Origin of the sequence: Streptomyces adelaidensis (genome assembly GCF_016598475.1) — a bacterium.
Lineage (GTDB): Bacteria > Actinomycetota > Actinomycetes > Streptomycetales > Streptomycetaceae > Streptomyces > Streptomyces adelaidensis.
This window is the reverse complement of the sequence record NZ_JAEMUX010000032.1, coordinates 73566-84552: the sequence shown is the minus strand read 5'-3', so window position 1 is coordinate 84552 and position 10987 is coordinate 73566. Positions and strand designations below refer to the sequence as shown.

Sequence of the window (10987 nt, the reverse complement as noted above, 5' to 3'; positions counted from 1 at the left end):
GAGCCGGTGTCGACGGACTGGTGAGCCGGTGTCGACGGGCTGGTGACGCGGCCCGGCATGGCACAGCACGGCACGGCCCGGCCCGGCTGGGGGCCGCCCCCCCTCGGGAACGGCCCTCGGTGACGAACAGACAGCCTCAGCCCAGCTTGCTGACGTCCCGCACCGCGCCCTTGTCCGCGCTGGTGGCCATCGCGGCGTAGGCGCGCAGCGCGGCGGAGACCTTGCGCTCTCGGTTCTTGGGAGCGTAGACGCCGTTGAGAGCCTGCTCGCGGCGGGCCAGCTCGGCGTCGTCGACGAGGAGCTCGATCGAACGGTTCGGGATGTCGATGCGGATGCGGTCGCCGTCCTCGACGAGGGCGATCGTGCCGCCGGCGGCCGCCTCGGGCGAGGCGTGGCCGATGGAGAGGCCGGAGGTGCCGCCGGAGAAGCGGCCGTCGGTGATCAGGGCGCAGGACTTACCGAGGCCACGGCCCTTGAGGTACGAGGTCGGGTAGAGCATCTCCTGCATGCCGGGGCCGCCCTTGGGGCCCTCGTAGCGGATGACGACGACATCGCCCTCCTTGATCTCCTTCATGAGGATCTTCTGGACGGCGTCTTCCTGCGACTCGCAGACGACCGCCGGGCCCTCGAACGTCCAGATCGACTCGTCGACGCCGGCCGTCTTCACCACACAGCCGTCGACCGCCAGATTGCCCTTGAGGACCGCGAGGCCGCCGTCCTTGGAGTACGCGTGCTCGGCGGAGCGGATGCAGCCGCCCGCGGCGTCGTCGTCCAGGGAGGCCCAGCGCTCGGACTGGGAGAAGGCCTCGGCGGAGCGGACGCAGCCGGGGGCCGCGTGCCACAGCTCGACGGCCTCGGGGGACGGGGAGCCGCCGCGCACGTCCCAGGTCTTCAGCCAGTCGGCGAGGGAGGCGCTGTGGACGGAGTTCACGTCCTCGTTGAGCAGGCCCGCGCGGTGCAGTTCGCCCAGCAGGGCGGGGATGCCGCCGGCGCGGTGCACGTCCTCCATGTAGTACGTGCGGTCCTTGGCGACGTTGGGCGCGACCTTCGCCAGGCACGGCACGCGGCGGGAGACGGCGTTGATGTCCTCCAGACCGAAGGGGACCTCCGCCTCCTGGGCGGCGGCCAGCAGGTGCAGGATCGTGTTGGTCGAGCCGCCCATGGCGATGTCGAGGGCCATGGCGTTCTCGAAGGCCGCGAAGCTCGCGATCGCGCGGGGCAGGACCGTCTCGTCGTCCTGCTCGTAGTAGCGGCGGGTGATGTCCACGGCCGTGCGGGCGGCGTCCTCGTACAGCGCCTTGCGGGCGGTGTGGGTGGCGAGGACCGAGCCGTTGCCCGGGAGGGCGAGACCGATGGCCTCGGCCAGGCAGTTCATCGAGTTGGCGGTGAACATGCCGGAGCAGGAGCCGCAGGTCGGACAGGCGTTCTCCTCGATACGGAGGATGTCCTCGTCCGAGATCTTCTCGTTCACGGCCTCGGACATCGCGTCGACCAGGTCGAGGGTGCGGACCGTGCCGTCGACGAGCGTGGCCCGGCCGGACTCCATCGGGCCGCCGGAGACGAAGACCGTGGGGATGTTGAGGCGCAGGGCCGCGTTCAGCATGCCCGGGGTGATCTTGTCGCAGTTGGAGATGCAGATCAGGGCGTCGGCGCAGTGGGCCTCGACCATGTACTCCACGCTGTCCGCGATCAGGTCGCGGGAGGGCAGGGAGTAGAGCATGCCGCCGTGGCCCATCGCGATGCCGTCGTCCACGGCGATCGTGTTGAACTCTCGCGCGATGCCGCCGGCGGCGGTGATGGCCTCGCTGACGATCCGGCCCACCGGCTGGAGGTGGGTGTGGCCCGGCACGAACTCGGTGAAGGAGTTGGCGACGGCGATGATCGGCTTGCGGCCGATGTCCGCGCCCGGTACACCGGAGGCTCGCATAAGGGCGCGGGCGCCCGCCATGTTGCGGCCGTGGGTGACTGTGCGGGACCTCAGCTCGGGCATCGCGCTCGCTCCTTCAGGGACCTTCTGAGACTGCGATCAGAGACTTCTGACTGTTGTCGAGCCTACGCCGGTCACCCAAGGGGTGGACAGAGTGTCCGGAATGCGGGATGTACGTCTCGGTTTTCGACTGCGGGTCCGGTGGGGGCTTGTCGCGCCCACGCGGCGGAGCCGCACATCGATACAGCCCCGCGCCCCTATCGGGGCGCGGTGAGGTGGGCCTGTACCACCGGCGCGACCCTCTTGATGATCTGCTCCGGGTCCGCCGAGGCCAACGGCTCCACCTTGATCACGTACCGGAGCATCGCGACCCCCACCAGCTGCGCCGCCGCCAGCTCGGCGCGTAGTTCCGCGTCCGGGACGTCCAGGCGGTCGGCGATGCGGCGGAGCACCTGGGTGGCGATGATGCGGCGGAAGACGGCGGCGGCCGCCTCGTTGTTCACGGCGGAACGGACGATCGCGAGCAGGGGCGTACGGGTCGCCGGGTTTTCCCAGACGCCGAAAATGAACCGCGTGAGCCGCTCGCCGACGCCGTCGGCGGGGCCTTCCTCGACCGTCCTGGGGGCCTCCATGGCCGGGGCGAAGGAGAGCGTGACGGCCGCCTCGAACACCTGCTCCTTCGTCCCGAAGTAGTGGTGCACGAGCGCCGAGTCCACTCCGGCCGCCTTGGCGATGCCGCGTACGGACGTCTTGTCGTAGCCGCGCTCGGAGAACTCCTCGCGGGCCGCGGCGAGGATGCGGTCGCGGGTGGCGGGGGTGCCGGCCGATTCCGTACGGGGAGGGCGTCCCCGGCGGCGAGGGGTGGCCGAGGTCACGGCCGGGGGACCTTCGCGGCGGAGGCGAGGTGCAGCCGGGTGAAGGCGAGGGCCTCCGCCAGGTCGGCCTCGCGCTCGGCGCCCGACATGGCGCGGCGGGTGTTGACCTCGATCACGACGTGGCCGTCGAAACCGCTTCGGGCGAGACGTTCCAGCAGCTCGGCGCAGGGCTGGCCGCCGCGGCCAGGCACGAGGTGCTCGTCCTTCGCCGAGCCCTTGCCGTCGGCGAGGTGGACGTGGCCGAGGCGGTCGCCCATGCGGTCGACCATGTCCATGGCGTCGGTGCGGGAGGTCGCGGCGTGGCTGAGGTCGATCGTGAAGTGCCGGTAGTCGTCCTTCGTCACGTCCCAGTCGGGGGCGTAGGCGAGCATCTCGCGGTCGCGGTAGCGCCAGGGGTACATGTTCTCGACGGCGAACCGTACGTCCGTCTCGTTCGCCATCCGCCAGATCCCGGTGACGAAGTCGCGCGCGTACTGGCGCTGCCAGCGGAACGGGGGGTGCACGACGACCGTGCTCGCGCCGAGCTTCTCGGCGGCCGCCTGGGCGCGCTGGAGCTTGACCCAGGGATCGGTGGACCACACCCGCTGGGTGATCAGCAGGCAGGGGGCGTGTACGGCGAGGATCGGGATCTGGTGGTAGTCCGAGAGGCGGCGCAGGGCCTCCAGGTCCTGGCTGACCGGGTCGGTCCAGACCATGACCTCCACGCCGTCGTAGCCGAGGCGCGCGGCGATCTCGAAGGCCGTCGCCGTCGACTCCGGGTACACGGAGGCCGTGGACAGGGCGACCTTCGCATCCGGGATCCGTACGACGTCTGCCACGCGGGACAGCCTAACGGGGCGGGGTTGGCCGTGTGGGCCTGGGTCCGGTGGTCGGCCGGGGGCGGCGTGCCCTCGCCTGTGCGCCGTTGGAGGTAAGCGGGGAAGGCGGGTGCGGGTCCGGTGGGGCTTCTCGCGCGGTTCCCCGCGCCCCTGAAGGACCAGGCGCCGCAAGCCTGAAAAGCACGGGGCGCAGCCCCTGCTTCTCAGGGGCGCGGGGAACCGTGCGACCAGCCCCCACCCACCCGCAGACAACGAACGCCCCCACCGTCGCCTACGCCGTACCCATGTGATCAAGCCGCCGCAGGATCACACCTTCCCTGAGCGCCCAGGGGCAGATCTCCAGGGTCTCCACGTCGAAGAGGTCCATCGCGGCCTCGGCGACCAGGGCGCCGGCGAGGAGCTGGTTGGCTCGGCCCTCGGAGACGCCGGGGAGGGCGGCTCGTTGGGCGGTGGTCATGGCGGCGAGTTTGGGGACCCAGCTCTGGAGGGCGACGCGCTTGAGGTCGCGTTGGGCGTAGAGGCCCTCGGTGGAGCGGGCGGCGCCGGCGATGCGGGCGAGCTGTTTGAAGGTCTTGGAGGTGGCGACGACGTGGTCGGGCGCGCCGAAGCGGCTGAACTCGCCGACCGTACGGGCTATCTGGGCCCGGACATGGCGGCGCAGGGCGCGGATGTCGTCGGCGGTGGCCGGGTCGCCGGGGAGCCAGCCGGCGGTGAGGCGGCCGGCGCCGAGGGGCAGGGAGGCGGCGGCGTCGGGCTCCTCGTCGATGCCGTAGGCGATCTCCAGGGAGCCGCCGCCGATGTCGAGGACGAGGAGCTTGCCGGCCGACCAGCCGAACCAGCGGCGGACGGCGAGGAAGGTCAGCCGGGCCTCCTCGGCGCCGGTGAGGACCTGCAGCTCGACGCCGGTCTCGTCCTTGACGCGGGCGAGGACGTAGTCGGCGTTGCTGGCCTCGCGCACCGCGGAGGTGGCGAACGGGAGCAGCTCCTCGACGCCCTTGTCCTCGGCGGCCTGGAGCGCCTCGTGGACGACGGCTATCAGTTTGTCGATCCCTTCGGGGCCTATCGCCCCGGCCTCGTCGAGGAGTTGGGCAAGGCGTAGTTCCACCTTGTGCGAGTGCGCGGGCAGGGGGCGTGCGCCCGGGTGTGCGTCCACCACCAGCAGATGCACCGTGTTCGATCCCACGTCGAGGACACCGAGTCTCATGTACGGAACGCTACTGCCAGCGAAGCCGTGCGCCGTCCTTGATGTGGCTCCGGGCGCCGTACCCTGGACGGGTGCCCAAGACGAAAAAGGCAAAGGCCGACAAGTCGGCAGCGGGAGCGGCGGCGGCCGGCGGCTCTTCGCGGGTGAAGGCTGCAGCCAAGCCCCAGAAGTCGAGGAAGGGCTCCCCGGAGTCCCGCGTGTCCGACGAGAAGGGGCTCGACTTCGCGCGCGCGTGGGTGGAGTTCCCGGATCCGGCGGACGACGAGCAGCTCTTCCGCTGTGATCTGACATGGCTGACCTCTCGCTGGAACTGCGTCTTCGGCAGTGGCTGCCAGGGCATCCAGGCGGGCCGCGCGGACGACGGGTGCTGCACCCTGGGTGCCCACTTCTCGGACGCGGACGACGAGAAGCGGGTCGCCGGCCATGTGGCGAGGCTCACGCCGGAGATCTGGCAGCTCCACGATGTGGGTAGGGCGTCCGGCTGGGTCGCGGAGGACGAGGACGGCGAGCGCCAGACCCGCCCGTACCAGGGGTCGTGCATCTTCCAGAACCGCCCGGGTTTCGCGGGCGGCGCGGGCTGCTCGCTGCACATCCTGGCGTTGAAGGAGGGCCGCGAGCCCCTGGAGACGAAGCCGGACGTCTGCTGGCAGCTGCCGGTCCGGCGGACATACGACTGGATCGACCGGCCCGACGACACGCGGGTGCTCCAGGTGTCGATCGGTGAGTACGACCGTCGCGGCTGGGGTCCGGGCGGCCACGACCTGCACTGGTGGTGCACCTCGGCGACCTCGGCGCACGGCGCGGGCGACCCGGTGTACGTGTCGTACCGGCCGGAGCTGATCGAGCTGATGGGCAAGGCGGGGTACGACCGCCTGGTCGAGCTGTGCGAGGAGCGGCTGGCGTCGCGGCTGCCGCTGGTGGCTCCGCATCCGGCGGATCCGGTACGGCCGTAGCGGACCATCGGCACCCCTCCGCTAGCTCTACGGGGCCGGCGGGGGGTCTTGGCCGCCGTCGCCCGGCGGTGGGGTCGGGCCGCCCGGGCCCGTGGGGGCCGCGTCGGTGGGCGTCGGGGTCGGGTCGGGCTGGGCGGGACCGGTGGGGTCCGGGTCGGGTGCCGGGGGCGGGTCGGTGGGCCTCGGCGGGCCCGGGTTCGGGGCGGGTGCGGTCGGCCGGGGGTCGACCGGAGGTGCGGGCACGGGGCCGGCGCCCTCGATGGTGACGACGGCACCCGCGGGGGCGAGCGAGACCTGCGCCGTCCAGTACCCGGCGGGTTCGGTCAGCTGGTCGACGTACACCTTGATCGTCAGCGTCTCGCCGGGTTTCAGGGTGCCCCAGGACTGGCTGAGGTAGAGCCAGTCGGCGCCGGTGCGGGCGGACCAGCGGACGGGTCGGTCGCCGGTGGTCTTGAGGGTGATGAGGGTGGTGTCGCCGTCGTTCTCGGCGGTGACGGCGAGCGTGCCCTGCCCCTTCCCCTGGGTGACCTCCACGGAGACGTCGTCCGCCGTGTCCTTCCCTTTGGCGAGGCGGGCGCCGGGCTCGGTCCTGGCGTTGCCGGCCGTCTCGTACTCCTCCGCGCCTTCGCCGACGGTCCCGTCGGCGTCGCCGTGCTCCTCGCCCGCGGTGATCCCGGGGCCGTCGAAGCCCTCACCGATGAGGGGGGCGCCCCGGTAGGCGGCCCAGAGGGCGAGGACGGGCGCGGCGACGACGGTGGCGACGACGGTCGTGGTGACGGCTCGCGCGCGCAGCCGGTCCCGGCGGGCCGCGCGGTCCCTCGGGTCCATGGGGAATCCGCGCCGGTCGAAGCGCGGGGCGCCGCCACGCGTGCGCGTGAGGTGCGCCATCGCCAGGCCCAGCGCCGCGCGGGGCGCTTCGAGGACGGGGAGCGCGGCCGGGGTGACGGTGGTGCCGGGCCAGCGGCCGGGGACGGCCCGCTCGGCGGCCCGGCGGCAGACGGGGCAGTCGTCGACGTGCCGGACCAGCTCGCGTCGCAGGGTGGCGCTGAGGACGAGCTGGTGGTCGCCGGTCAGACGGGCGACGCTCGGGCAGGCGCCGGTCTCGACGACGGCGAGGGCGGCCCTGGTGCGCTCGACCTCGCAGGCGGCGGAGGCGAGCAGTTCGCGTGCGGCGGCGGTGCCCATGCCTAGCACGTCGGCGACCTCGGGCGCGGCGAGCTGGTGGCGTACGGCCAGCTCCAGCGCCTCGCGCTGCTCGGGGGTCGTGCCGGCGGCCTCCGGCCAGGCCAGCAGCGCGAGTTCCCGCCGCCGCTGCCGCTCCTCGTCCTCGTTGTCGTGGTCGCCCGCGTGCTCGGAGAGGGGCGCGGTCCTGGCGGCGCCTCTCTGGGCCTGGGCCGTCTTCGGGGTGTGCTGCTTCTCGACACCGCCGCCGTGCGAGGGGCGGCGCCCGGAGGCGTGCGCGCCCTGACGTTTCTGCCGGGCCTCGGCGAGTTTGCGCAGACAGGCCCAGCGGGCCAGCGCGTAGAGCCGGGCCCGGCGGTCGTCCGCGTCGTCCGGGCCCCGGCGGCGCTCGGCGAGCGCGAGCACCTCCGCGAGGGCCGCGGTCGCCGTGTCGTGGTCGCAGAGCACCGACATGCAGTAGGTGAACAGGCCGTCCAGGTACGGCTCGTAGCGCGCCGGCGGGCGCTGCCCCACCGCGCGCGCCGCCGCCCGGTCGCGCGCCTCTCGGTGCGCCCGGTGTGCGCCGCTGGTGCGGGTCGAGGTCTCCGGACTGGTGCTCATCATTCGTGGACGGTAGGCGCCCGGAACCTTCACCTTCCCACCCCTTCAGCACTTTTAATCCATACGGGTGAAACGATCCCTCATACGGGGACAGGGATCCCGGAATGCGCTGCCATGCTCATGAATGTTGTGCACTTTCTTGACCACGACAAGAAATCGGCCCTACATTGCTGATGCCCAACTCGCCCCCGGTGACGTCGAGTTGCCCCGAGTCGGGTCCCCCACCAGCACGCGTCGACAGGAGTCCCCCTCATGCCCGTGCGCACCCGCCGCTCCACCACCCGCACCCTCGCCGCCCTCGCCACGACCGTGGTCCTCTCCCTGACCGGCGCCTCGGTCTCGACCGCCACCCCCCAGACGGCGGCGCCGGCCGCCGCGGTCACCGGACGCCTCGGTGGCACCCCGACGGAGCCACCTGGATCGCCGACGTCCCGGAGAACTGGAACGGCACCCTGATCGTCTTCAGCCACGGCTTCGGCGCCACCACCGCCCAGAACGCCCCCAACGAAGGCGTACGCCTGCGTCTCCTCGAAGAGGGCTACGCGCTGGCCGGCTCCTCGTACGACACCAGCGAGACCCTGTGGGCCCTGGAGAGCGCGGAGCGGGACCAGCTCGCCACCATCGACGCGGTCACCGAGAGGATCGGTGAGCCGAGCCGCACGCTGGCCATGGGCCAGTCCATGGGAGGCCTGGTCAACGCCCAGCTGGCCCGCTCCGGGGACGGTGGCATCGACGGGGCCCTGGGCCTGTGCGGCCTCGTCGCCGGGGCCAACGACCTGCACAGCTACCAGCTGGACGCCGAGTACACGATCGCCCGCCTCCTCCTGCCGGACACGGACGTGAAGCTGGTCGGCTTCACGTCCCGGGCCGAGGCGACGGCCACCACCCAGCAGCTCATCACGGCCGTGACCACCGCGCAGAAGACCCCCGAGGGCCGGGCGAGGATCGCACTGGCCGCCGCCTTCCTCAACCTGCCCGCATGGTCGCCCGGCAAGGACCGCCCCGAGGCCGGTGACTGGGCGGCCATGCAGGAACAGCAGTACGACTGGTTCGCGCAAGGCGTCCTGAACCGCGTCGTGGGCGCCCGCTACGACGTCGAGAAGGCCCTCGGCGGCAACAACTCCGGGAACAAGGGCACCGACTACGCGCGCGTGCTGGCCGCTTCCCAGCACGCGCCGCTGGTCAGCGCCGTGTACCGGGAGGCGGGCCTGAACCTGCGCGCCGATCTGCGCACGCTCACGGCCGGGGCCACGATCACCGCCGACCCGGCCGCGGTGGCCACCGGCGAGCGCACCTCGTCCGCCGGCCAGGGCCTGGCCGTACCCCTCCTCGACATCCACACCACGGCCGACGACCTCGTCCCCGTCGAGCAGGAGAACCGCTTCGCCGACCGGGTCCGCGCCTCCGGCGACGGAGCACTGCTCCGCCAGGCATACACCGAACGCCAGGGCCACTGCTCCTTCACGGTCGCCGAGACGGTAGCCGCACTCCGCGCCGTAGAACACCGCCTCGACACCGGCCGCTGGGGCGCCGCGGCAACCCCGGCCGCCCTCCAGACAGCCGCGGTGGACCTCAACCTGGACGGCGCGGCATACATCCCGTACACCCCGGCAGAACTGACGATCGCCCGCCGCCACTAGCCCCATAGGCTGCCCACGGAAGCGGGCCCGCACCCCCACGGCGGGCCACCCGCGTACGGCGAGAAGGGGGTGTGCCGGGGGGGGTGTCCGCCCGCAGCGGCTGGCGCGTCAACGGGCTGGACCTCTCGGGGCGACCCATTCCGCGCCAGACCGAGGACGGACACCCCCCGGCACGCCCCCGGACCGCACGCGAATCCACCCACCGAACCCGCACACGCAGGCACCAGCCCCACCGAACCCGCACGCCGATCCCCCCAACCGCCGGAGGCTGTCAGTGGCCTCCGTTACGGTTCGTGCATGGCCACCCGTACCAAATCCACGAAGGACCGTCCGTCCTACCGCTGCACGGAGTGCGGCTGGCAGACGGCCAAGTGGCTCGGCCGCTGCCCCGAATGCCAGGCATGGGGCACGGTCGAGGAGTACGGCACGCCCGCGGTCCGTACGACGGCGCCCGGCCGAGTCACCACGTCCGCCGTCCCGATCGGCCAGGTCGACGGCAGCCAGGCCACCGCCCGCACCACCGGCGTCCCGGAACTCGACCGGGTCCTCGGCGGCGGCCTGGTCCCCGGCGCCGTGGTCCTCCTGGCCGGCGAACCCGGCGTGGGCAAGTCCACCCTCCTCCTCGACGTCGCCGCCAAGGCGGCCGGCGCCGAGCACCCCACCCTGTACGTCACGGGCGAGGAGTCCGCCAGCCAGGTCCGCCTCCGCGCCGACCGCATCGGCGCCCTCCACGACCACCTGTACCTCGCCGCCGAGACCGACCTCGCCGCCGTCCTGGGCCACTTGGACGCCGTCAAGCCCGCCCTCCTGATCCTCGACTCCGTCCAGACCATCGCCTCGCCCGAGATCGACGGCGCCCCCGGCGGCATGGCCCAGGTCCGCGAGGTGGCCGGCGCCCTCATCCGCGCCTCCAAGGAACGCGGCATGTCCACGCTCCTCGTGGGCCATGTCACCAAGGACGGCGCGATCGCGGGCCCCCGCCTCCTGGAGCACCTGGTCGACGTCGTCCTGCACTTCGAGGGCGACCGCCACGCCCGCCTCCGCCTCGTACGGGGTGTCAAGAACCGCTACGGCGCCACGGACGAGGTCGGCTGCTTCGAGCTGCACGACGAAGGCATCACGGGCCTGACCGACCCGAGCGGCCTGTTCCTGACCCGCCGCGACGAACCGGTCCCGGGCACCTGCCTCACGGTGACCCTGGAGGGCCGCCGCCCCCTGGTCGCCGAAGTGCAGTCGCTCACAGTCGACTCGCAGCTCCCCTCCCCCCGTCGTACGACGTCCGGCCTGGAGACCTCCCGGGTGTCGATGATGCTCGCGGTCCTGGAGCAGCGCGGCCGGATCAGCGCGCTGGGCAAGCGGGACATCTACTCGGCGACGGTCGGCGGCGTGAAGCTCTCCGAACCCGCCGCGGACCTGGCGATCGCCCTCGCCCTGGCGTCGGCGGCGACCGACACCCCCCTGCCCAAGAACCTCGTGGCGATCGGCGAAGTGGGCCTCGCGGGCGAGGTCAGACGGGTCACGGGCGTCCAGCGCCGCCTCTCCGAAGCACACCGCCTCGGCTTCACGCACGCGCTCGTTCCGTCCGATCCCGGCAAGGTTCCTCCCGGTATGAAGGTCCTGGAAGTCGCCGACATGGGAGAGGCGCTTCGGGTACTGCCTCGATCGCGTCGGCGAGAGGCCCCACGGGACGAGGAGGACCGCCGGTAGACTTTGCCCAGGTCTCGCCCGTCCGTACGAACAACGTGTGCGAAACGGGAGCGCCCCAGAACCTGCGACCGGAGGAGTGCA

7 protein-coding genes and 1 pseudogene are annotated in these 10987 nt (G+C 72.5%); 3 read left to right on the top strand and 5 right to left on the bottom strand.

All coding sequences use genetic code 11. The features are described 5' to 3' along the window. Positions 1-136 precede the first annotated feature (136 nt). The 4 genes from ilvD to I8N67_RS20135 form a co-directional block, all read right to left on the bottom strand. On the bottom strand, positions 137-1990 hold the full coding sequence (gene ilvD / locus I8N67_RS20150; protein ID WP_200304543.1) for a dihydroxy-acid dehydratase: 1854 nt from the start codon (positions 1988-1990) through the stop codon (positions 137-139). Positions 1991-2184: 194 nt separating this feature from the next. Next, complete coding sequence (locus I8N67_RS20145) at positions 2185-2802, bottom strand: TetR/AcrR family transcriptional regulator (protein ID WP_200304542.1); 618 nt, start codon at positions 2800-2802, stop codon at positions 2185-2187. Beyond that, complete coding sequence (locus tag I8N67_RS20140) at positions 2799-3620, bottom strand: sugar phosphate isomerase/epimerase family protein (protein WP_200304541.1); 822 nt, start codon at positions 3618-3620, stop codon at positions 2799-2801. The genes I8N67_RS20145 and I8N67_RS20140 overlap by 4 nt, the downstream gene beginning before the upstream one ends. A gap of 271 nt (positions 3621-3891) precedes the next feature. After that, entirely contained in the window at positions 3892-4824 is a 933-nt protein-coding gene (locus I8N67_RS20135) for a Ppx/GppA family phosphatase (RefSeq protein ID WP_200304540.1), read from the bottom strand. A gap of 71 nt (positions 4825-4895) precedes the next feature. Between I8N67_RS20135 and I8N67_RS20130 the strand changes: the two genes are divergently transcribed. Then, positions 4896-5777, top strand: coding sequence for a DUF3109 family protein (locus I8N67_RS20130; RefSeq protein WP_200304539.1), 882 nt, complete (start codon positions 4896-4898; stop codon positions 5775-5777). Between the two features lie 27 nt (positions 5778-5804). Here the strand turns inward: I8N67_RS20130 and I8N67_RS20125 are convergent, their stop codons facing one another. After that, positions 5805-7562 (bottom strand): BACON domain-containing protein, encoded by a 1758-nt coding sequence (locus tag I8N67_RS20125; protein WP_200304538.1) that lies wholly within the window; start codon positions 7560-7562, stop codon positions 5805-5807. Between the two features lie 249 nt (positions 7563-7811). On the opposite strand from I8N67_RS20125, the pseudogene I8N67_RS20120 reads away from it, so the two are divergent. Next, positions 7812-9199, top strand: a pseudogene (locus I8N67_RS20120) (DUF6351 family protein). A gap of 297 nt (positions 9200-9496) precedes the next feature. Continuing rightward, positions 9497-10906 carry a DNA repair protein RadA gene (radA, locus tag I8N67_RS20115; protein ID WP_200304537.1) on the top strand — a complete coding sequence of 470 codons (1410 nt, stop codon included), beginning with the start codon at positions 9497-9499 and terminating at the stop codon, positions 10904-10906. Positions 10907-10987: the final 81 nt, after the last annotated feature.